Raw genomic sequence first — 21,701 nt, 5'->3', positions numbered from 1 at the left:
GCGTGCAGCTTCGAATTCGAGGTAAAACATGATCATTGGCTACGCACGCGTCTCTACAGAGGACCAGAATCTTGATATGCAGATTCTTGCCCTCCGGAAAATTGGGTGCGATTTCATTTATGAGGATCGAGGGATGTCAGGCGCGTCGACCGACCGCCCTGGATTACTCAAATTACTCAAGCGTCTCCGCTCAGGAGACACCTTGGCTGTCTGGCGACTTGATCGTCTGGGCCGCTCTCTTTCCCATCTCATTCGCATACTCGAAAACCTTGAGCGGCGAGGTATCTCTTTTCACTCCATCAGCGAACATATCGATACTCGATCTTCAGGAGGACGCCTGGTTTTTCACATGATGGCCGCACTGGCCGAATTTGAGCGCGCACTCATCAGCGAGCGCACGCGTGCTGGCTTGGCAGCAGCCAAAGCCGAAGGAAAGAAGGTTGGAAGACGACCAAGACTATCTCGAGCGCAAGTTATGCAAGCGCGTAAGTTATTGGAAGAAGAAAGTTGGCGTCATTGTGACGTGGCGGCCCATCTCGGTGTTCATCCCATCACATTGAAAAGACATCTCGCATCGGTTGCGCAGAATGGCTGCAGACAAAATGAAGCGGCGCCCACATGCATCGATGATGCGACACCAATATCACTAGGCAAAGCTAAAGCAGCCGTGCCTTAGTAACTCTTGCGGACTTACCCACGGCCCCGTTCTTGTGGGCCAGTTAGCCTAGCTTGGTTCAGGCTCAACTTTAATATTTTCTTCGGCACACGGAACATTCACCTTGAATACCGCTAAGCATATATCTCCAACCGAGAACGCTGCCCTTCTACGTCTGATCCGTGCAGATCAGTTGCAGGTAGTGCGCAGAACAACTGAACCGCCCCGGATTTTGAGGAGGCTCTAACTCTTGAGAGAATAGAGCCATGAACAAGAAATCAAGCAAGTTTTCCCCTGAGGTACGAGAGCGTGCGGTGCGCTTGGTGCGTGAGCAGCGGGATGAGCATTCCTCCACGTGGTCTGCGGTCCAATCGATTGCGCCGATGATCGGCTGTACGCCTCAGACGCTGCTGGACTGGGTCAAACGCGCCGAGGTCGATAGCGGCGAGCGGGATGGCGTCAGCACGGCCGAGCGTGAGCGTATCAAGGCACTGGAGCGCGAGGTCAAGGAATTGCGCCGTGCTAACGAGATTCTCAAGACCGCGAGCGCTTTTTTCGCGCAGGCGGAGCTCGACCGCAAACTGAAGTCGTAAATACCTATATCGATCGCTATCGGGATATCCACGGGGTCGAGCCGATCTGCAAGGTATTGCAGGTTGCCCCGTCAGCATATCGGCGTTATGCAGCGAGGCAGCGCAATCCTCAATTGTGCTGTGCTCGTAGCAAGCGTGATGCGGTACTGCGAGTTGAAATCAGCCGGGTGTGGCACGCCAACATGCGTGTGTACGGTGCTGACAAGGTGTGGCGACAGCTGAATCGCGAGGGCGTATCTATCGCACGTTGTACGGTAGAGCGGTTGATGCGAAAGCAAGGGCTTCAGGGAGCCCGGCGTGGTAAGCAACTTCGCACCACGCGTTCTGATCCCAAGGCAGCCTGCCCGTTGGACCGGGTCAATCGTCAGTTCAAGGCTGATCGTCCCAACCAGCTTTGGGTGTCCGACTTTACCTACGTATCGACCTGGCAAGGCTGGCTGTATGTGGCCTTCGTCATCGACGTGTTTGCCCGTCGCATCGTTGGCTGGCGTGTCAGCAACAGTATGACGACGGACTTCGTGCTAGATGCGCTGGAGCAGGCGCTCTATGCTCGCCAGCCCGAAGGCAACGGCGGCTTGATCCATCATTCCGACAGGGGATCGCAATACGTCGGGATTCGCTACAGTGAACGCCTGGCCGAGGCGGGCATTGCGCCATCGGTCGGAAGCCGTGGCGACAGTTACGATAACGCCTTGGCCGAAACCATCAATGGCCTGTACAAAGCTGAATTAATTCATCGCCGTGCCCCTTGGAAAACCAGGGAATCCGTCGAACTGGCCACGCTCGAATGGGTGGCTTGGTTCAACCATCATCGACTGCTGGAATCCATCGGCTATATCCCTCCGGCAGAAGCTGAGGCAAACTACTACAGCCGGTTCGCCAGCAATACTGCAGTGTCGGCATAACTTAAACCAAATAGCCTCCGCGAAAGTCGGGGCGGTTCACAACCTTAAATTCGATCCCAGTAACGATGCTTCTAACGATCATCTGTGCTTTGGTCGCTAGCTATTCTGGAAAAATCACCATCGCCGCCGTCTGGTTCTGCACTTATGCCGCACTTAATGTCGCGCGCGTCATATTGTGTCGAACGCCGTCCTCGAAATTGGACCGATTCTCTCATTTCCCTATTTTATTACTTGGTAGCGTTCGTTCCGGAATAGAAATTAGTCTGCGCCTCCATGCTTTTCTGGCTCTCTGCGCTGGCTTGGTCTGGGCGTGTGTCGCTTTTCTTTGCGACGCCTATTCTTCTCCAGAGACGCTGTTTTATCTCACTTGTGTATGTGGCATCACGGCCGGCTCGGCTGTCTATGGATTCGCCTATGCCGCCATCCCAATCTGTTTCATCACACCACCTTTAGGCTCTATCGTGATCTGCCTGATATTTTCTGGACAGTTCGAATCTGAGGCGCTTGCCGCCGCTGTGCTTCTCTATTGGGTTGCACTTATTCGTGGCGCACACGTCAGCGAATTATTGGTAAGAGAAAGCATCATCCTGAAATATAAAGCGACTACGTCTCAACAAGCGCTCAAGATCGCTCATGAACAGGTGATTGCATACGCTGCAGAAATGCAGGAACAGGTGACGTATGACAGCCTCACTGGATTACTTAGTCGCAAAGGATTTATCGAAAAAGCAGAACTCCTAAAACCTGAGAGAACAGTGCCGTTGTGCATGATGTTTCTGGACCTGGACGGCTTCAAGGCCATCAACGACACTTTCGGGCACAGGTCCGGTGACCAGCTTCTCAAAGAAGTCGCAAAACGACTACGAACGAGCGTCCCGGCATCCTATGCGCTAGCCAGACTTGGCGGAGACGAGTTTGTTATTTTGTATCGACTCTCCCCAACAAGTATTTTGCCTGAGGTACTGTCTTCCCGGATCATCAACAGCCTTGCGCCCTCTTTCACTGTCCCCGCTTCGGTGCATGTAGGCGTTTCAATAGGCATATACATTTCTCACGAGTCAGATATCAATGAGATGCTGACATGCGCCGATACTGCCTTATACGATGCGAAGAATCAGGGTAGAAACCAGTTCCGCTTCTTTGATGAAAGTCTCAGTCAGCGACTACAAATACAAAGGCATGTTCAACGAGATCTTGTACATGCGCTAGCGGCAGAGGAGATAGAAGTCTGGTTTCAGCCGATTATCAACATCCACGACAACGCACTCGAAGGTTTCGAAGCCCTCTTGCGTTGGCAGCACTCGAAGCATGGCTGGATTGCGCCACCAGATATTATCTCTGCGGCAGGCAATACCGGTCTTTCGGAGGTTTTATTGCGCTTTGTTATCCGAAACGTGGCAAGCCTCATCAACCAATTCCAAGCGAGTGGTCAGACGCATCTACGGATTGCGATGAACGTTTCGCCCAAAGAGATGGAACGTCTTAAAGTGGATGCTCTGATCAAAGAAAAATTAGATCGCTTCCATTTCCCCGCATCAATGTTGGAAATCGAAATCACGGAGGAAACTGCAATGAACGTGCAAGCAGTTACTCAAAAGCTAGCCAAACTAGCTGAATTAGGTATCGGAATTTCTATCGACGATTTCGGTGCCGGTTACTCCTCCCTTGGTTCCCTCCGCCTCTTACATGCTTCTCGAGTGAAGATTGATCGTAGCTTTATAATCGGTCTTGCATCATCCAAGGAGAATCAAGCTTTAGTCAAGGCAGTTCTCAATCTAAGCGAAGCCTTTAAATTTGAAGTGATCGGCGAGGGAGTTGAAAATCAGGATGACTTGAATATGCTGAGGAAGCTCAATTGCAAAATTGCCCAAGGATATTACTTTGGGCGACCAATGACGGCCCAAGCAGCACTTTGCTTCCAGCCACAAGTTGGTGAGTTCGGGAAAGATAGCCTCATTCATCTTCTATGATTTCTTCTTGCATCTGGCTACAAATTACCGACGCAGGTCAAGATCGGCAACTTAGATACACATTGTCACCGTAAAACAACGATAATTTAACTCCCAAAACCGTCAACAGAGACGAAAAAGAAAAAATTCTCAACTCTTAATTGACATAATTTTTGAATATGAAATCCAATATTAAATACGAATTCCATCACGCCGGAATTCCAACAACTGAAATCAAGAAAGAAGAAAAGTTTTCTGCTAAAGCAGGGATGTACACTAGCGACAATCCCGGAAGTTTTCGAATTCAATGGCACCGCTTCACGGATGACTCACCGCTACACCCTCTCATTAAAACTCTTCCTCATGTAGCATTTAAGGTTGACGATTTAAATGCAGCCATTGAAGGTGAAGAAGTTATTCTCGGCCCTTATGAGCCAATTGATGATTATTATGTGGCAGTAATTAATGATCGCGGCGTCCCCATAGAATTAATACAAACCAAATTATCTGATGACGAAATATGGGGTAGATCAAAAAATGGTCAAGGTTATTTGTATAGATAGAGTTTCCCCCGCACTGTTGAATTGCACTAAAAACTGCCCCTTCCCCGGAAATTTGCATCCTAAGTTGTTCCATGTTTAGACCACAATCTGACAGCGAGCAGGATCATAGATAGGGGTGCAGTAGCGGCTTGAAATGGCACCATTACAGGCACCAGGCAGCCATTGCGAGCAATGAGCGCTTGCCCCATTCGATCTCTGAGAGCACGACAGATGCCACCAGCGAGTGCACTGCGCAAACGAATCTGGTTGTCAACTAGCTTTCGACGCTGAGCACGAAGGTCCCTGCAACGTATCTTTTTTGTAGTTATGGGGGAGAACCTTTTTTCGTCGGACTTTCCCCTCCAGCATTGCCGCATTTTTAGCATCCAATTTCACCCGAAAGTCTGGATTCAATGTACGGTGTTCCATGTCTAGAGAAAATAGCGACTTCCGCCTGACCGCAAGCATCATCGCAGCAGGCATGTTCATGGAGCAGCTTGACGCCACAGTACTTAGCACCGCCTTGCCCAGCATGGCACCTACGTTCGGTGTGTCGCCTGCTGATCTTAGTATCGCCTTAACCGCATACCTCTTAAGTTTAGCGGTGTTCATTCCTGCCAGCGGCTATATTGCTGATCGATTGGGGCCGCGTCGAGTTTACCTGGTGGGTATGTTCACTTTTTTGTGTGGATCAGGTCTTTGCGCACAAGCGTCAACGCTCCCAACTTTGGTTTTTGCTCGTCTTATTCAGGGTGCTGGAGGTGCGACGATGCTTCCTGTCGGACGGCTCCTTCTTTTATATAACATTTCGAAGAAGGACATTATTGCAGCAATGGGGTGGCTGTTGACTCCAGGGCTTACCGGGCAAATTCTAGGGCCAACTGTGGGAGGTTTGATCGTCACCTATTTGAACTGGCGGTGGATCTTCTATCTCAATTTTCCTATCGGTGCAGCCGCGCTGATCCTGACCTACCGTTTCATCGTGGACAGGCCGAGGCAATTAGTCGGGCCATTCGACCTGAAGGGCTTTGCTCTGTGTGGCACAGCACTCAGCTGTCTTTTATTCGGCTTTGAGACCATTGGACGAGGCCATGAGACACGCTTGTTACCACTTCTACTCTTGCTGATCGGAGCAACCTGTGGCTTAGGTTACGTATGTCATAGTGGCCGGCTCACTGATCGGCCGCCGCTACTGGATCTTACGCTCATGCGTATTTCAACTTTTCGACTAGCTATCGTCGCTGGTTCGCTGACGAGAATTACCCAAGGTGCCCTTCCCTTTCTTCTACCCTTGATGATGCAAAGTGGATTGGGTCTCGCTCCTGCCGAGAGCGGATTCCTGACCTTTTCGATGGCTTGCGGCTTCGTGGCCATGAAACCTTTAGCCTCGCTCATTCTAGGAAAATTTTCAATAAGGTCGACTTTAATTTATAACAGCGTACTCTCCAGTGTGCTTTGCGCGATATGTTCGGGATTCCGCATAGGATGGCCACATTGGCTTATTCTTTTGATACTTTTTCTGGCGGGGTTATCACTTTCCTTGCAAATTACCGGGTACAACATCATTTGCTTCGAGGATATCCCATCATCGCGTACAGCCGCTGCGAACAGCTTCTTTGGGACATTTCAGCAGGTAATGTTGTCTATTGGGATATGCGTAGCAAGCATTTCATTAAATGTTTCACGCATGTTCTCCGGAAATTCCCTTCTGTCGCCGACTGGGTTTTCTTTTGCCATTTTGGTGGTAACAGGAATTTCGCTGTCAGCGACCTATTGGAATGCCAAGCTCCAAGGAGATTGCGGCAATAAGTGAATACTCTGCCTATTTTGTGAGACAAAACTTAACGTGTTGATTTGCTCGCGGATTTGACCATCTCCATTTGCCCCACCTCCCACCGTCTACCAAAGGCGGCCATGGTCGTACGACCCCTCATATCCCAGTTCTCTCAGATCCAGGAACATCTGTTTCAGGGTTCTTCGTTGCTTGCGAAACTTAACGGATTCAGCGCTCATCCAAGCGGAGAGCCTGGGAGAAAACTCATCAAGAGAACTAGGCGAATGCCTTGCTGGGTATGCTGGTTCGATCGCGTCTGACCGAATATAACGGCGAATCGTATTGCGGGAGATGTCCAGGCGGCGGGCGATTTCCCGGATTGAGATATTGACCTGAAAAACTGGTCCGACTTGAAATTTCATATGCTATTGAAAAGGAGAGTCAGATCAGTTTTTCCAGGTCAGGTCAACTTGATGAGCGCTTTCCCATGGCTATACTGAATTTATGTCATGGGCGGCCAGAGGGGAGAGTAATGAAGACACCGGAATCGTCGTATCCCCCGCCAGACTTGGACGAAGCATTGAAGACCTTCGACCGACTTCAACTAGAAGGCGGCGATCTTGGCGCGCGCTATTGGGAAAAAATCGCGGAATTAGTGAAAGAAGCTGATTATTATCGAGTTCGATCTCTCTCGGCGGAGATGAAGCTGGAAAGGATTCGAGCGCTGGCGAGTTATCGATGACCCAATGATTTACTCGGGCGCAACTCATCCACTGCTCGCAAACTCAATTTGAATTTGAGCTGGAGGGGCGGCAGTGCGCGGATGTTTTCATTTTCCGAAACATTTTTCGCCACGTCAAAGTGCTAATTAGGGCTAAATTGATAGCTTCTATTTCAGGGAGATGGATGATGGTTCAGCTTTAGCGGGCGATGGCAACGTTCGTGTTGGTTTCCAGCGAAGAAAATCTAAAATATCCTCTGTTACATTTCTTCAAACCGCTCAAAGAGAGCCGCCTTCAGAGCGTTCGGCGGCGTTGTCCGTCCAGTCGTTGGCAAAATCGTGGGGCGTTACACAATGGGCTCTCTCACACTATCGGATGTACCCGAGGATTTCCCCAGATGTCGTCATCTTTACGCAATTGGGGGGGCTCAGCCTAAATTGACACTGCGGCAGGCCCAAGGCCGATACCGAGAAGGTTGGACCGACTCCGAGCTCATCGAGAGGTTTGACGTTTGCCGTCAGTTTGCAGAGTATCTAACGCCATACTGCAGCGAGAAACTTGCTACCGTTCCAGGCGCTACTCTCGATAATCTTCTCCCTAGCGTGCCCCAATCCAAAAAGCCGAATTGATAATTGCACACCCGATCCAGCGACCGCATGAGCGAATTTTCGCCTCTTAACATGGCTAAAGACTGAACCAAGCTATGGATGCCGCGCAAAACTAAAATTAAGTACTGATCGGAGCTACCACAAGGAAGCCTGATTATGCCGTGATCTAGCTGCCTAGTTATTTGCGAAAATAAGGCTACGCCCTTCGTGTAGCAATCAGCGGGGATTGTCCCGTCGACTTGATGGATAATATCTGCACCACACTTATAACAGGTGCAGTAATCAAGTGGATCAGTGGAGACCTGCTTACCTCTCCACGGAAAAATAAAGGCACCACATTCCGCGCAACGATCACGAAGTAATGTCCCGTGCCTCTCACAAGTACAAGTCGTCGCTAGGCGCCAATGTGGGCGGAAATATGGAACGTCATCACTAGCAAGGCATTTTGAGCATATGGCGTAACCGATGCGCCCACCAATCGGACTTAAGTTAGATCCTAGAACCCAGCAAGTATCAGAGGACCTAGGCGCCATCTCAAGAGCTGTTCCTTCATATCGAAGAAGCGATGCTCTAATAATTCTTTGAATTGGCACACCAGATTGTTCGCTCAGATGGAAGGCAACTTCGCTATCGATGCAGACGTCTATGTCGTTATACCAACGACTGTTTGGCCGACCACGAATATTCATATCCACTAACGACCGAACCGGGACCTGCAAGTGATAAGCCGAACGAGCCAACCACGTCGACAGAAGCTCATCTTCCTGAAGTATCTGTCTAATCGGCCAGATCGACTTCTCCCGTTCATCAAATTGACTTGGGCATACTCCACCGCATCTTCCGAAGCGTATTCTCTGTGAAAGATTCCTCTCCGCTATCAATCGCAAACTCAGACGCCCTCTGGAGGAAGGCCATCATATGGCCAATTAAACCTCCAGAATTTCGGATCACATGATCAGTCAACAACCAGAAATCAATCGTTGATCGCTTTTGAAGTGGACACTCTCCCAGCCATTTCTTCACTATCGCACCGGCAGTCTTTTGATCGGTTATGCGTTTGATTTGAAACTTCTCGAACCTGTTATCTAGTTGCGGATCACCCCGCATCACGGTGCGAGCGGAATCCATGCCAGTCAAGATAATTGGAAGCCTGTATCGATTGCTTAACAACGTCAACTCATCACGGATGTTGATTGCCGCTTTCGGCGATCCATTCAGAATGGTCTGAAATTCGTCAATTATGATTATCTTAGTACCCAATTTCGGCAGTACTCGATCCATCTGCGCCTTCATGGTTACTGCCGTAGCATTCGACAGCAATGGCAGACGTAGCGCCGAAATGAACTCTGCCAAAAAAAGCTTCACCGGCGGACATGAGGTCGGCATATCAATTCTCAGTATCGGCACATAATCCGCAGAATCGTTCGGATCGTATCTGGATGGGTATTTGCTCATTAAACGTTTTAGGAGGGCACTCTTGCCAGAATTACTATCCCCGGTAAGCAACATATTGGGAGGGCGGTCCACAGTCGGATGCTCGTACAACCACTCCATGTGCGCCATCAATTCCCTAGCCCCATCGTAGTTGAACCATTTATCGGCCAGAATAATTCTCCGCCGCTCTGGAACTGAAAGTAATGCGTCCTGCCGTGCCTTGTCAGTCGTCAAATGTGAGATATCCATCAGAAGTCTCCATCCAAATTAGGAAGATCATCCAATGATGGACGCCCCTGACTAGGAGGAGATGAAGAAGTCACTGGCTGCTCTGGGTTCGCGTTATCTTGCGCGTCATTGCGGGCTTTCCGCTCGCGGCGCTTTTGATCGTCTTTGGCCTCAGCCTTCGGGACAGCTGGTTTTTTGAGCCGTCCGCGAGAAGTACGCACCTGGGAATGAGCGACCTCCTCAATGTGCTCTTCCGTAATTTTCCGCTGCATCAGAACAGCACTATAAATTTCCTGGTCGCTTGGATCTAACGCCCCGTCCTCTTTCAGTTTTTTCTTAGTTTTCCGCCATTCTGAGCGACTGACGTCGACCGCATTGACAGCCGCCGATGGAATCTTTACCCACTTGCTACGAATCTCGTCAAAGAACCAAATAAAACTGACGTCACGATCGTCGACCTTGAATTTGAATTTGGTAGTTCGCACATTTTCGTCAGGGCGCTGGTAATGAAGAAAAGCTTGCAGCACAGGGTCCCAGTACTTTCGGGCTTTGATCTGAACGCCTTCCGTCGTAATTGCTCGCTCCTCTTCGGGCAGAAAATCTCGCTTTACGTCTTCGATGTCAGTTCTGCGTGGTGGAAGGGCTCTTGGTAATCCTTTACCAGGTTTAAGGAACGCTTGTTGATAAACCTCGATCGGCTTTTGATCATTCAAGCCTCTATGGGGCGTACGGTGATATTTGAATACCTCGAGCACGAACCACTTTTCGATTTGCGAAACAGTGAGTCTCGCTTTTTCCTCCGGCTTGTAATCCGGATTGTCTGGAATCTTGCCAGCAGTTGCGCCGGGCACGACCTTCATACGTCGCGAGAAGGTCCCGATGAGCCGTTCAATATATGCTCCATATCGCGGTGTTCTGCCTGGCCTAAAATGGCGTTCGATAAGATATTGCACGAACGATGGCATTAGCCGCTCACCCCGAAAATCTTTACCGTTGTCCATATGGAGGGTGCGCATCACTCCCCACACTGGCCAAGTAACCAGAGTGTCGAGCTCTAACTGTTTGATATAAGGCTCTTTGGGTAAAATCGTATGTGCCAAGCACGCCCCTACTGACGTTGCAGACGGGTGCTCAAGACTGATATATATGCCCACAACAACGCGAGTATTGACATCAATAGCTATAGTCAACAAAGGCCGGCAAATTGGTTGATGCGTTTTCTCATGAACGACAATGACATCAAGGATGGCGTGGTCAATCTGAACCATGTGCCACGGATAGTCTGCTCTGATGGTGTTTTCTTTAACTGGGTCAAATTTCTCCTGGGCGTATTTCGCCCCCATCCGATTCTTCAGGTAAGAGACTTGATCACGCCAGCGGATGCGTAACTTAAAAGTAAGCATGTTTGGTACACTTACCCCTGCCTGTTTGCACGAAACCATTAGGCTTTCATAGGCACTAGTAATCGTGGGTTGAGAAGGATATTCTGCAATCCCACTGATCGCTTCTTCGATAAGTGCTTCCACGCTCTCTGGAAGACGACCTTTTCCTTTTCCACCCAGTCGTTTCGTAGGCAAAAGCGACGATAGCTTCTCCGAATGCAGCCAGCGTTTATGCCAGTTATATATCGTCGCCACACTCACACCCGCTTGAGAAGCCATCGCTTTTACCGCCGCAGTACGATTGGGGACGTGTTGAAGTAACGGCTGCAATAAGTCGAATCGACGCTTGGCTTCCTCCCAGTCATCATTGGAAACTTCTGTGAGTAGTACATCAGGCTCGACAAGCTCTTTCCCCCCAGGAGGGAAATAGACATCAAGGCTAGCCACGCTGACTAATTTGGCATCCTGGTCGAAACCATCAACTCGACGGATGGTTACCTTCTCAAGATCATTGATCTTTACAATTACCCAAGCGCCTCCCTCATGCCCAACCATCGCACCTTCGACAAGGCGTAATACTTTGGACGTGTTGTTCGCGGTAGTCATAGCGACCGATCCCATGCCAATTCCCCGGGCCCCCACTCAAACACAGAGTCTAACGATATGATTTTGTCCCAGTCGGTAGTCAACAGTCCTAGCGCGATGAGCAATCGGAACTTCACAATGAAGTCGTCGTGATGACCGAATTTTTCGAAAATCTGATGCCCTGTTGCGTTTCCTCCGCAAACGTTTTTAATTAAAAAACGTACCGAGTTCTCAAACTGTTCCTCTCGCGGCCGAAGTAAATCCTGATAAAGGTCATTTGCATTGGCAACACGCTCCGCGCTCATTTCAAGACTTGTGACAGTCCTAAACCGATATTCTTGATCTCGAGAAAACTCTTCCGCTGCTGCAAATTTGGGGGTGAGTTCATCGGCAAACTTGATCATATCTCGCTGAGACTTGATTTCGCACAACTCCCCGTTGAGTAAAAATACAAAGAAGGTCTTTACACAGCAATGCACGGTATGAACGACAATACAAAAGCTGATATAGACTCCCGTTCAATTAGCTATCGGTAAACGCGCCGATGCGTCCGGAACTGGACGAATACCAAACCAGTACATCGCCCGGATTTAGGTGGAGTATACTCAGCCGGCCTGGCAGCGATCCGAATGCCAAGCCGTCTGTTAGAACCATGTTTACATCGTCATCAAGCTCTATCGCTCGCGCCATCACTGCCCCCCGTTCTGAAGCAATAAATTTGAATGGGAGCAATTATTGCAGAGCTTGGCCCTCTAGAGCGCCGGCGGCCAGATGCGGCTCGACGGGTGAATATTTGTACTCACTACACCACTGAGTTGCATGTCAAACGCCCCACCATCTGCAAGGTTGGACACTATGAATTCCGGAGCGGTTAGTCTTTTCCGAGCAAACTGACGCCTGAAGCGTCTATTACCGCGTACAATAGTAAAGAACCTCAACTGATGGTTTCCGCCTAGATATGTTAAAACGGAAGAGATTTGATTTCACAAATGTTCGCACGATGACTCCCGAAACCCAAATTTTGGGAGCAACGGTGGCCGACTGGAATCGTCTTTTTACCGGAAATTTCGTAAAGAATTTAGAGTTGGATCGCCTGCGGGCGAAGTCTGAAAATGACTCAACGACTGGTTCATCCTCGAAGATTGAGCAGATCTGAGCGGCGACGCAAGACAAGATCAGCGCTACAGATGCCTTCCAAATGGAAGGCATTTTTTATTGCAAGAGAGGATGTCTTTGCCTCAAGCATCATGACGAGTAGGCCAAGCGTTGTGCCTGGTCTGTCCCATCACCTCAACTATTTCAAATCATGAGCGTGCAGAATCATTTCTACAATTTGCTGATGTCGGGAAACGAAAGCGCGTGGACTGGGACTTCGTGGACCATGGAATACGACCGTGTGTTCGAATACACCAATGATCATGTCAAGCGGCGGTTTGCGGCGTTGGACGACGCGTCTCTAACGGCCCTCATGGCGCTACCAACACTCTTCGCCTATGAAAAATATGCGCACGCTGCGGCCCGCGTCGGGCGAATCACCGGCATCACACGAAGGCAAAAGGAGTTCGCTTTTACGTTTAGCTTTGATGGCACGGTGGCACCGATTTCCCATGAGAGCTTTCTCCAGTTGCTGCCCGATCTGGATATCGAACCCAGGTGGGAAGTGAATCGCACCCATTGGGCCGTCAAGAATATCGACCTGGCGAGGGTCCTGCATCAGGCCGGTTTGCTTCCAAGCAGTGCACTACAGCCTTTGCAGCGGCCGCCACAGGTTTTCATTTCGTATTCATGGGATTCAACAGAGCACCGTACATGGGTAACTCAGCTCGCCATGTCATTGCGCGCAAACGGCATCGAAGTGATCCTGGATCAATGGAATACCCGTATGGGAGAGGATTTGGGCCACTTCATGGCGCGAAGCGTAAGGGAGAGCGACCGGGTGCTGATGATCTGTACCGAGGCATACGTGGAAAAAGCCCAGCAGCGACAAGGTGGAGTGGGATATGAGCAGATGCTGGTGACTGCTCAAATAATGAGAGAAGTCGGTACGGCAAAGTTTGTTCCAGTGATCCGGCAGACAGGCTATCCTCGCCGGCTGCCGGATGAATTGGCAGGGCGGTTGTATGTCGATCTCTCCGATGGCCCTGATCAACAGCACAACTTCATGAGTCTGGTTCGGGAATTGCACGATGTTTCGATTCCTTTGCCTCCGCTCGGACCTCGCCCGTTCTAAGGGGCGGGGGATTGGCGCGGGCAAAAAAGATCGCGGATGAACTGCACCCCAAAAGTTGGACATTGATCCAATCTTTGGGGTGTTTTTCATGGCGAAGTGTGATCAAGTGAATATTCTTCGCAAAGGAGCCACTTTGCAGCTGTAACTGGCGGCACCAAACATCGTTCGATGGCCCCCATTTATTTATGAGCGTAGCCAGCCTTCGCAGGCCATCACATGGCCATCAGCGCCTCGATGAGCCCCGAGTCAATCTGATTCGCAGGCGCCGACCTATTGAGCGATGTGCACATGGAAATACATGGCCACCGACGTCCATGTAACCGTTTCAGTGCTCGTGTTGCCGGAGACATGTCCAGGCTTCCGTTTTGAGTGTCCAGTTCAGAACGAACCAGGTGTCCAGAAGGGACCGAAATATGCGCCAGTCTTCTGCATTGTGATGAGGCGGTGAAGGGAGACGCAAATTTATTCTACCGTGACCGCTCCATAGTCGTTGCTGTATCACGATTCCGGAACTGAAGCTCCGCTACTTTCGTAGCAAGTTCCATGTAGGAGCGGACCAGATACGCGGGCTCCTTACGGATGGCGCCAGATATCATCGACTTGATGTCCTTTGATATGCCCGTGAACGTCCATATTTTTTGACTACTGATGATTTCCATCGCCCTCCCTTCTTTCCGATGTTATCAAGGTAAAAAATTACTAAGTTCCAACAATAACCGGAACGGTAATGGGCAACTGATGCGATATCCAGTTGGATGCATTGAGGGCACTTATTCCCCTTGCATGCACTGTATTGTCTCCATCTAGAGACCGTAAAGTGACCGCAATTACCACATTAATGGGCGCTGCAAGTGGAGTCTCAAAAGCCCTCAACGAACACTCAGCCTGTAAAGCCCAATTTCTTCCAGAAACCCCTTCTGGAAAACTCTTCCGATGAACTTTAACAGGAGCCCATTTTCCTCCATGCTTGATCTGCGCCTTCTCCACCGTATCTGCGCCTGGCTCCTTTTGCATCGGCACCTTCCCTTGAATATTGTCGCCATTGAGAACGCCGAAACTAATATCGACATTCGCCCGAACATATTCAGAGCCTGCATCCGGCATGAGCGGCGGTGCATATGCGGCTGTGATGATGACCTCCCCAGAGAATTTTCCGTCCTTCATCAAACAATCTGGTATTGGATAAGGAGCCTTCCGCCAGCGAAAAGCGCCTTGAATTACCTGCGCTTCAAAAATTAGAGTAAAGCTATCATCTCGGTCATAAAGTGCTGACATCACGTCCTGAGGCAGCCCTGCTCCAAAATACCGGCGTTCATAAGGCGTATATGCTGGACTTGAAAGTTGAGCAGCGTGAATTATTAAGGCTTTAACCATTGACGGACTTGGCTCTAATTGCTTGTGCCCCTCCAATGATTTCCATACATGAGCGGCCATGCCGGCAACGATCGGAGCAGCAAAACTTGTTCCAAAGGACGTGCCGAGCTGGTCACCAGGGAAAATTACTTTCGTGCTCGCGACACCTGCCTCCCAAGGTGCATGAACACCGCCTCCAAGATGGACAACATCTGGCTTAGGCGTAAAAACTGGGCCAGGCCCGCGTCGCGAATATGGCGCAGGCGAACCTTCTTTCACCAGCGTCAGTTCTGACCCAATATGGGTCATTGCTCCTACGGTCAGTGCCCTCATAGAATCTGCTGGCTCGCTAACCTGATCGTGCAGAATCGCTCCATCAGGCCATCCTCTGCGTGGCGTCTGGACGTAGTTCCCTGCGGCCACCACGAAAAGCACATTGTGCTCATCACTCAGGTCATCCAACTTTTGCCCGAAGGCGCTGAATTGCTCGCCACACGGCATAGGTGCCCCTAGAGACAAATTCCAGACTCGTATATCTGGCCTACTTTCAAGTGCCGAACGAAGTCGGAACTCCAAATGCGAAAAGCTGCTACCGCCGCTCTCAAGAGCGGCCACGTCATGAACTTTGCAACCGGTTGCGGGGAACCACTCGTGATCATCATTTAGCGCTCTCGCTCCAGCGACTAAGGAGCAGACCGCCGTTCCATGTACATGATCAGTTTCGGGCGGAAGAATAAATACGTCTCGCCCATCAATCCATGGAGATATCATTTCGCCGGCATCACAACCTGAGTCAAATACGCCGACGGTTGGTATAGGGGCTACCGGAGATGGGAAGGAAAATTTAGAACTACGCTCAATCGGGTTGAAAGCTTGTGCTGGAGCAAAATACATAGGCTCAGCAAAAACCGTTCGGATTCCAGGATGATCCAGAATGAAATCCAATTTCTCATCACTAAGCGAATCGAGGTTCATTAGATGCAGTAGCGGCAGCGAGCGACGCTGAGCAATAATTTGAAATTCAGCGCCCACAAACTGAAGAGCGTTTTGGACACTCTGAAGGTTATTTTGGGTTGCCACATCAGAAAAGTATCGGAATATCCGTACAAGAGCAGTCCCCCTGTCTCGCAGTAATTGCGAGCCTTCGGGATTTCGCCGCTCCCTAGTCCACGGCTCAATCCGTAGAATCGCACTCAAATTTGCTTTAATCTGCCTCGTATTTCTTGTTCGAATGATGCGATCCAGTAACTGACTACTCGGAATCTCCCCGACAATCATCTCGTCCAGCTCTGCGTGGCCAGCAGAAATGAGTCCAGACTCCTTGACCAAAGTGAGCGGTCGATGAGTCATTGCAATCGCTTCGCTCCGAAGCTTGAATACCAAATTTGTCAGCAAATTCGGATATCTATGTCCATCTCCAGAAGAGGATCGACGAGCGGCACCCAGAGAACTTATGAGGTTCTCTCGGTACACCGTATCGATCTCGACGAAAATCTTGCTGCTGCCACCACCTGCTTTGTAACCGCTTAAGTCCCCTGCTACAAAGGGAATATGCTGAAATGGATTTTGCGCTTTAGAAAATTTAACTTGCCAACTGTGAGTTGCTTGAGCCCCGCCCTTCTTCGTCGCCATCCTCCGAAATCTCCCCTGTTATAGTCATAATTTGGCGCACAGTTGTCCCATACAACTTCGCCAGAACTCGCAAGGAAAATCGCTTAGGCATCCACTCTCGAAGCCAACGAATCTCCTCGTCCTGATTTGAAAATTGCTTCCCTTCAGACAAGCGCATCATCAGTCCCAAACGACGGAATAAAGCTGGTGCCTCAATTACCTTTTCGCCCTGCAGAATCGCGCTTCTCTTTGCATCTAAACAAACTTGTTGAATTACCGCCCCAGTCGATCCGTTAGAAAGTTCAGTCAATTCTCCCCAGTTAGTTCTCTTGGGCGCATAGATCCCAAGCATTTCCTTCCAAAGTCTCAAGCGCAGCTCGCCATCTGGGAGGGGCATTGGAATACGGAAGCTGAATCTTCTCCAAATTGCAGGATCAAGTAATTGCTCGTGATTGGTCGCTGCTACGAGAATAGCGCTATCTGGCAGCGCGTCCATATTTTGAAGCAAAGCAATCACAACTCGCTGCAACTCTCCTACATCTCGTTCATTGCCACGAGCTGAAGCCAATGCATCAAATTCATCCAAGAAAAGAACTGAAGGGGCCTGTTGAGCATAGTCAAAAACACGCCTCAAATTCCGGCTCGTCTGCCCTAACATGCTGCTCACGAGCGTATCGCAGCGCACCGTTAGAAGAGGATAGTTAAGGTGAGCGGCAATCCAACGCGCCATCATTGTCTTACCTGTTCCTGGCGCGCCATACACTAGCAGTCGTGCAGGTAACGCTGCACCTGCCCTAGCCAAAATATCGTGATGCCGAATACTTTCCAAGAACTCATCAACTCGGAACTGAATAGCGCTTGGAAGAAAAAGTGAAAGCCCATCAAGGCTAGGAAGACTCACATCGACGGTATTTAGACGGCTATCGCCGTCTACCGGCACGTGTCCCAAGCTCACACCTTTAGATGCATCTTGCGCAAAGGCCAGTGCTTTCGGCGCCCGAGCTAGCTGATCGCGTATCAAACGAGCTTGATGAAATTCTCCTGCCGATGCCAGCTTATCGGCGAGCAAACCCGCATAGTTCGCCGCCAAACTACCGTTAGCTTTGAGTGCTCCCTCAATTATCTTGAGCACCTCAGACATGAACTCCATGATCAAACTGTTCTATTAAATACTTAAGATGTCTCAGATTAAGCGACTCTCGTTACACAATCAACCTCTTATGTATCAAATTTAGATGAAATTACATGTCGCAGACGGAAAATGAAGCGATCACACGCTGAAATTTCACTTTTCAAAATGAGTTTGGCAAAGCTTCATAAGCAGTTGATTTATCGCTCTACTTTTTCAAATTGAATTACAAACTTTCAAAACGAATTAAAAAGGACATCAAGCACACGCGCACTGACCGCCACCTCGCACGCGGCACACCCTATTGGTCTTACCAATAAACTGGTAATATCCCATTTCCCCAACGACAGGCGCCCCTGCGCCGTTCCCGAGACAACTCTTCCTCAAAGGAAACACGATGAAATTACTGCGTTACGGCCCGGTTGGGCAGGAAAAGCCCGGTATCCTCGACCAATCCGGCAAGATCCGCGATCTGTCCGCCTACATCAAGGATGTCAACGGTGCCGTACTGGATGACGCATCGCTGGACAAGATCCGCAAGCTGGACCTGAACAGCCTGCCGGCCGTCGAGGGTGCGCCGCGCATCGGCGCCTGCGTCGGCAATATCGGCAAGTTCATCTGCATCGGCCTGAACTACGCCGACCACGCCGCCGAATCCAACCTGCCCATCCCGGCCGAGCCGGTGGTGTTCAACAAGTGGACCTCGGCCGTGGTCGGTCCCAACGACGATGTGAAGATCCCGCGCGGCTCCAAGAAGACCGACTGGGAAGTGGAACTGGGCGTGGTCATCGGCAAGGGTGGCAGCTATATCGATGAGAAGGATGCCATGTCGCACGTGGCCGGCTATTGCGTGGTCAACGACGTCTCCGAGCGCGAATACCAGATCGAGCGCGGCGGTACCTGGGACAAGGGCAAGGGCTGCGATACCTTCGGCCCCATCGGCCCCTGGCTGGTCACCCGCGACGAAGTGGCCGATCCGCAAAAGCTGGGCATGTGGCTGGAAGTGGATGGCAAGCGCTACCAGAACGGCAACACCAGCACCATGATCTTCGGCGTGGCGCATATCGTGTCCTACCTGTCGCGCTTCATGAGCCTGCAGCCGGGCGATGTCATCTCCACCGGCACGCCGCCGGGCGTGGGCATGGGCGTCAAGCCGGAAGCGGTCTACCTGCGCGCCGGCCAGACCATGCGTCTGGGCATCGACGGCCTGGGCGAGCAACAGCAGAAGACCATCGACGCCTGATCGAGGCTGCTCGACGTACTACCGGTGCTGCCGCAGCGCCGTCGCATTGACTCCAATAAGAATAACGAGGCAACGCAGGCCAGCCCGGCCTGCGCTTTGCGCTATCCAATGACCAAACCAGGCGAGGAGACAACATGAACCATTACGATTTCCAGGGCCGCAGCGCCATCATCACCGGCGGTGCGCAAGGCTTCGGCTATGCCGTGGCGGAACGACTGTTGCAGGGCAAAGCCAAGGTGGTGCTGTGGGACATGGATGAAAAGGCGCTGGCCGCCGCTCGCGCCAAGCTGGAGCCGCTGGGCAATGTGGAGACCGTGCGGGTCGATATCGCCAGCCAGTCCGAGGTCCAGCAGGCCATCGAAGCCACCGAGAAACTGACCCAGTCCATCGACATCCTGGTGCATAGCGCCGGTATTGCCGGACAAAATAACCCGGTGGCCGAGTATTCACCGGAGGAATGGCGCCGCGTGATCGACATCGACTTGAACGGTGCTTTCTACGTCAACCAGGTAGTGGTGCAACGCATGATCGCGCAGAACTACGGGCGCATCGTCAATATCGCCTCCATCGCCGGCAAGGAAGGCAACCCGACCGCTTCGGCCTACAGTGCCGCCAAGGCCGGCATGATTGCGCTGACCAAGAGCCTGGGCAAGGAAACCGCGACCCGCAACATCGCAGTCAATGCCATCACCCCGGCCGCTGCCCAGACCCGCATCCTGGAACAATGCACCCAGGCGCACATCGACTACATGCTCTCGAAGATCCCGCGTGCGCGCTTCGTCAAGGTGGAAGAGCTGGCGGCGATGGTGGCCTGGCTGGTGTCGGAGGAAAATTCCTTCACCACGGCTTCCGTGTTCGATCTCTCGGGTGGCCGCGCGACCTACTGATGCGGCACAGCGAGCCGCAGTTGGCAGCACGGGAAAAATACTTCATATCATTGCCTAAAAGCCCTTAGCCACCCACCTCTATCAGCAGCCAGTAAAAAACCCGCCGACAATGCGGCGGGTTCTTCCTTGTTGCACGTCTGGTTCAGTACCAGGTTCAGCGCAAGGCTTGCCGGGGCGGTGTGATATCCACCTCGGCACGCCCTGCCGGGGCGGCACCGACGCCCAGCTCGGCCAACTCGTTGTGTGCCAGCAGCTTGAACTGGCTGACCACCTGCGACAAGCGCGCCGCCTGCTCCTGCATGGATTCGGCAGCAGCAGCAGCCTGTTCGACCAGGGCGGCGTTTTGCTGGGTGGTCTGGTCCATGTCGTTGATGGCCAGGTTGACCTGGCTGATGCCATCGCTTTGCTCGCTGCTGGCCGCGCTGATCTCGGCCACGATCTGGGCCACCTGACGCACGCTGGCGACCACTTCATCCATGGTGCTGCCGGCACGCGTGACCAGCTCGCTGCCGGTGCCGACCTTGCTCACCGAATCGTCGATCAGGATCTTGATTTCCTTGGCCGCCGAGGCCGAACGCTGGGCCAGCGAACGCACTTCGGAGGCCACCACCGCAAAGCCCCGGCCCTGCTCGCCGGCACGGGCCGCTTCCACAGCGGCATTCAAGGCCAGGATATTGGTCTGGAAGGCGATACCGTCAATGACGCTGATGATATCGACGATCTTGCGCGAGGATGCATTGATGGAGCCCATGGTGGAAATGACCTGCGAGACCACGTCCCCACCCTGCTGCGCCACCGACGACGCCGAGGCCGCCAATTGATTGGCCTGGCGCGCGTTACTGGCGTTCTGGGAGACGGTCGAGGTCAGCTCTTCCATGGCCGAGGCGGTTTCTTCCAAGGCACCGGCCTGGCGTTCGGTACGGGCCGAGAGGTCGAGGTTGCCAGTGGCAATCTCGCTGGAAGCGGTAGTGATGGCATCCGTGCCGCTGCGCACCTGGCCGACGATGCGTGCCAGGTTGCCGGTCATGGTATGCAGGGCATGCATGAGCTTGCCGGTTTCATCGGAGCGCGCCGCCAGCTTTTCATCGATACGCGTGGTGAGGTCGCCCGCAGCCACCGCTTGGGCCACGTCGACCGCCTGCTCCAGCGGACGCGTGATGCCCAGCGCCAGGCTGCGGGCAAACAGCCAGCCCAGTACCACCTGCAGCACGGCCAGTGCCAGCATCATGTTGCGGCTTTCGTGATAGACCTGCTGAATATTGGCGGCCACCTGGTCGATGTTGGCCCGCTGCAGATCCAGTAATTGCTGCAGCAGATCCAGGTAACCCTTGGCCGCCACATCAAAGGGCCCGGCCAGAATCCGCGCAGCCTCCTCGGGCTGACCATCGGCCTTGGCCTTGGAAATGGCATCGCGATATTTGATGTAGTCCTTGCGTACCTGGCCCAGCTTGGCGAAGGCGGTCTTCTCTTCATCCGATTCGATCAGGGCTTCGATGGCTTTCTGTTGCGCGGTGGACATGCGGCTGGCAGCGGCGGCATCCTCGGCAAAGTAGGCCGCCAGGCTGGGATCGGCACTCTTGGCAATGGCCGTGGTGCGACGCACGCTGGTATGGATGGTGCGGTACCAGTCCGAGACCAGGCGCTCCTTGGTCAGCGGCTCGTGCATCATTTCATCGGTGGCTTGGGCAATGCCTTGCAGGCGCCAGATCGACAGCGCGACCACGACGCTGGCCGCAGCCAGGATGACGGCAAAGCCCAGGGCCAGACGACGACCTATCTTCATATTGGCTAAATAGCTCATTGGATTCTCTTTGCGCAGTAGGTGGGGTTGACCAACCCGGTTGGGCAGCAATAGCCGGGCATTCGGCGCT

18 protein-coding genes and 1 other annotated feature are annotated in these 21,701 nt (G+C 51.9%); of the genes, 10 read left to right on the top strand and 8 right to left on the bottom strand.

Annotated features, from left to right (window positions below; translation table 11 throughout):
- Positions 1 to 28: 28 nt before the first annotated feature.
- The 5 genes from RC54_RS05845 (at position 29) to RC54_RS05825 (ending at position 6,457) form a co-directional block, all read left to right on the top strand.
- Positions 29 to 676, top strand: a complete 648-nt coding sequence (locus RC54_RS05845) for a recombinase family protein (RefSeq protein WP_082803235.1) — start codon at positions 29 to 31, stop codon at positions 674 to 676.
- A gap of 245 nt (positions 677 to 921) precedes the next feature.
- A protein-coding gene (locus tag RC54_RS05840) for an IS3 family transposase (RefSeq protein ID WP_373281464.1) occupies positions 922 to 2,153 on the top strand; the annotation gives its coding sequence in 2 pieces (ribosomal slippage) (positions 922 to 1,204 and positions 1,204 to 2,153; 1,233 coding nt in all).
- Positions 1,203 to 1,319, top strand: a sequence feature (AL1L pseudoknot). Its footprint overlaps the gene before it by 117 nt.
- A 65-nt stretch (positions 2,154 to 2,218) precedes the next feature.
- A complete protein-coding gene (locus RC54_RS05835; protein ID WP_082803167.1) occupies positions 2,219 to 4,123 on the top strand; it encodes a putative bifunctional diguanylate cyclase/phosphodiesterase in 1,905 nt (634 codons plus the stop codon).
- 158 nt (positions 4,124 to 4,281) lie between these two features.
- Positions 4,282 to 4,665, top strand: a complete 384-nt coding sequence (locus tag RC54_RS05830; RefSeq protein WP_082803168.1) for a VOC family protein — start codon at positions 4,282 to 4,284, stop codon at positions 4,663 to 4,665.
- A 406-nt stretch (positions 4,666 to 5,071) separates the two neighbouring features.
- Entirely contained in the window at positions 5,072 to 6,457 is a 1,386-nt protein-coding gene (locus RC54_RS05825; protein ID WP_082803169.1) for an MFS transporter, read from the top strand.
- A gap of 86 nt (positions 6,458 to 6,543) precedes the next feature.
- Here the strand turns inward: RC54_RS05825 and RC54_RS05820 are convergent, their stop codons facing one another.
- Positions 6,544 to 6,840 carry a winged helix-turn-helix transcriptional regulator gene (locus tag RC54_RS05820; RefSeq protein WP_123020412.1) on the bottom strand — a complete coding sequence of 99 codons (297 nt, stop codon included), beginning with the start codon at positions 6,838 to 6,840 and terminating at the stop codon, positions 6,544 to 6,546.
- 110 nt (positions 6,841 to 6,950) lie between these two features.
- On the opposite strand from RC54_RS05820, the gene RC54_RS05815 reads away from it, so the two are divergent.
- Complete coding sequence (locus tag RC54_RS05815) at positions 6,951 to 7,160, top strand: hypothetical protein (protein WP_082803170.1); 210 nt, start codon at positions 6,951 to 6,953, stop codon at positions 7,158 to 7,160.
- Positions 7,161 to 7,657: 497 nt separating this feature from the next.
- Here the strand turns inward: RC54_RS05815 and RC54_RS25960 are convergent, their stop codons facing one another.
- The 4 genes from RC54_RS25960 to RC54_RS05795 are packed head-to-tail and all read right to left on the bottom strand — an operon-like array spanning position 7,658 to position 11,781.
- Positions 7,658 to 8,629 carry a TniQ family protein gene (locus tag RC54_RS25960; protein ID WP_425269541.1) on the bottom strand — a complete coding sequence of 324 codons (972 nt, stop codon included), beginning with the start codon at positions 8,627 to 8,629 and terminating at the stop codon, positions 7,658 to 7,660.
- Complete coding sequence (locus RC54_RS05805; RefSeq protein WP_061790194.1) at positions 8,556 to 9,431, bottom strand: TniB family NTP-binding protein; 876 nt, start codon at positions 9,429 to 9,431, stop codon at positions 8,556 to 8,558. The genes RC54_RS25960 and RC54_RS05805 overlap by 74 nt, the downstream gene beginning before the upstream one ends.
- Entirely contained in the window at positions 9,431 to 11,398 is a 1,968-nt protein-coding gene (locus RC54_RS05800) for a Mu transposase C-terminal domain-containing protein (RefSeq protein WP_061790195.1), read from the bottom strand. The genes RC54_RS05805 and RC54_RS05800 overlap by 1 nt, the downstream gene beginning before the upstream one ends.
- Positions 11,395 to 11,781, bottom strand: a complete 387-nt coding sequence (locus RC54_RS05795; RefSeq protein ID WP_061790196.1) for a hypothetical protein — start codon at positions 11,779 to 11,781, stop codon at positions 11,395 to 11,397. Before RC54_RS05795 ends, RC54_RS05800 begins: the two co-directional genes overlap by 4 nt.
- Positions 11,782 to 12,377: 596 nt before the next feature.
- Between RC54_RS05795 and RC54_RS25030 the strand changes: the two genes are divergently transcribed.
- A complete protein-coding gene (locus tag RC54_RS25030) occupies positions 12,378 to 12,533 on the top strand; it encodes a hypothetical protein (RefSeq protein ID WP_156481327.1) in 156 nt (51 codons plus the stop codon).
- Between the two features lie 150 nt (positions 12,534 to 12,683).
- Complete coding sequence (locus RC54_RS05790; protein WP_061790197.1) at positions 12,684 to 13,607, top strand: toll/interleukin-1 receptor domain-containing protein; 924 nt, start codon at positions 12,684 to 12,686, stop codon at positions 13,605 to 13,607.
- A gap of 699 nt (positions 13,608 to 14,306) precedes the next feature.
- On the opposite strand, the gene iteS is transcribed toward RC54_RS05790, so the two are convergent.
- Positions 14,307 to 16,592 (bottom strand): S8 family anti-phage peptidase IteS, encoded by a 2,286-nt coding sequence (iteS, locus tag RC54_RS05780; RefSeq protein WP_082803173.1) that lies wholly within the window; start codon positions 16,590 to 16,592, stop codon positions 14,307 to 14,309.
- Complete coding sequence (gene iteA, locus RC54_RS05775) at positions 16,543 to 17,712, bottom strand: anti-phage ATPase IteA (RefSeq protein ID WP_244216449.1); 1,170 nt, start codon at positions 17,710 to 17,712, stop codon at positions 16,543 to 16,545. Before iteA ends, iteS begins: the two co-directional genes overlap by 50 nt.
- Positions 17,713 to 18,097: 385 nt before the next feature.
- On the opposite strand from iteA, the gene RC54_RS05770 reads away from it, so the two are divergent.
- Complete coding sequence (locus RC54_RS05770; protein ID WP_017453142.1) at positions 18,098 to 18,943, top strand: ureidoglycolate lyase; 846 nt, start codon at positions 18,098 to 18,100, stop codon at positions 18,941 to 18,943.
- Between the two features lie 134 nt (positions 18,944 to 19,077).
- The gene (locus RC54_RS05765) at positions 19,078 to 19,830 is read left to right on the top strand and encodes an SDR family oxidoreductase (RefSeq protein WP_017453141.1); all 753 of its coding nucleotides are present in this window, start codon (positions 19,078 to 19,080) and stop codon (positions 19,828 to 19,830) included.
- Between the two features lie 154 nt (positions 19,831 to 19,984).
- Here the strand turns inward: RC54_RS05765 and RC54_RS05760 are convergent, their stop codons facing one another.
- Positions 19,985 to 21,631 carry a methyl-accepting chemotaxis protein gene (locus RC54_RS05760; RefSeq protein ID WP_058894561.1) on the bottom strand — a complete coding sequence of 549 codons (1,647 nt, stop codon included), beginning with the start codon at positions 21,629 to 21,631 and terminating at the stop codon, positions 19,985 to 19,987.
- Between the last annotated feature and the right edge of the window lie 70 nt (positions 21,632 to 21,701).

It is taken from the genome of Herbaspirillum rubrisubalbicans, assembly GCF_003719195.1.
Taxonomy (GTDB): domain Bacteria; phylum Pseudomonadota; class Gammaproteobacteria; order Burkholderiales; family Burkholderiaceae_D; genus Herbaspirillum; species Herbaspirillum rubrisubalbicans.
The sequence above is the reverse complement of the archived record's forward strand: the minus strand, read 5'-3'. Positions and strand labels throughout refer to the sequence as shown.

Coding starts and splice junctions, on each gene's coding strand:
- iteA (WP_244216449.1), bottom strand. CDS start 17,712: ATGTCTGAGGTGCTCAAGATAATTGAGGGAGCACTCAAAGCTAACGGT.
- RC54_RS05765 (WP_017453141.1), top strand. CDS start 19,078: ATGAACCATTACGATTTCCAGGGCCGCAGCGCCATCATCACCGGCGGT.
- RC54_RS05800 (WP_061790195.1), bottom strand. CDS start 11,398: ATGACTACCGCGAACAACACGTCCAAAGTATTACGCCTTGTCGAAGGT.
- RC54_RS25030 (WP_156481327.1), top strand. CDS start 12,378: ATGACTCCCGAAACCCAAATTTTGGGAGCAACGGTGGCCGACTGGAAT.
- RC54_RS05770 (WP_017453142.1), top strand. CDS start 18,098: ATGAAATTACTGCGTTACGGCCCGGTTGGGCAGGAAAAGCCCGGTATC.
- RC54_RS05845 (WP_082803235.1), top strand. CDS start 29: ATGATCATTGGCTACGCACGCGTCTCTACAGAGGACCAGAATCTTGAT.
- RC54_RS05825 (WP_082803169.1), top strand. CDS start 5,072: ATGTCTAGAGAAAATAGCGACTTCCGCCTGACCGCAAGCATCATCGCA.
- RC54_RS05815 (WP_082803170.1), top strand. CDS start 6,951: ATGAAGACACCGGAATCGTCGTATCCCCCGCCAGACTTGGACGAAGCA.
- RC54_RS05835 (WP_082803167.1), top strand. CDS start 2,219: ATGCTTCTAACGATCATCTGTGCTTTGGTCGCTAGCTATTCTGGAAAA.
- RC54_RS05795 (WP_061790196.1), bottom strand. CDS start 11,781: ATGATCAAGTTTGCCGATGAACTCACCCCCAAATTTGCAGCAGCGGAA.
- RC54_RS05830 (WP_082803168.1), top strand. CDS start 4,282: ATGAAATCCAATATTAAATACGAATTCCATCACGCCGGAATTCCAACA.
- RC54_RS05760 (WP_058894561.1), bottom strand. CDS start 21,631: ATGAGCTATTTAGCCAATATGAAGATAGGTCGTCGTCTGGCCCTGGGC.
- RC54_RS05820 (WP_123020412.1), bottom strand. CDS start 6,840: ATGAAATTTCAAGTCGGACCAGTTTTTCAGGTCAATATCTCAATCCGG.
- RC54_RS05790 (WP_061790197.1), top strand. CDS start 12,684: ATGAGCGTGCAGAATCATTTCTACAATTTGCTGATGTCGGGAAACGAA.
- RC54_RS05805 (WP_061790194.1), bottom strand. CDS start 9,431: ATGGATATCTCACATTTGACGACTGACAAGGCACGGCAGGACGCATTA.
- iteS (WP_082803173.1), bottom strand. CDS start 16,592: ATGGCGACGAAGAAGGGCGGGGCTCAAGCAACTCACAGTTGGCAAGTT.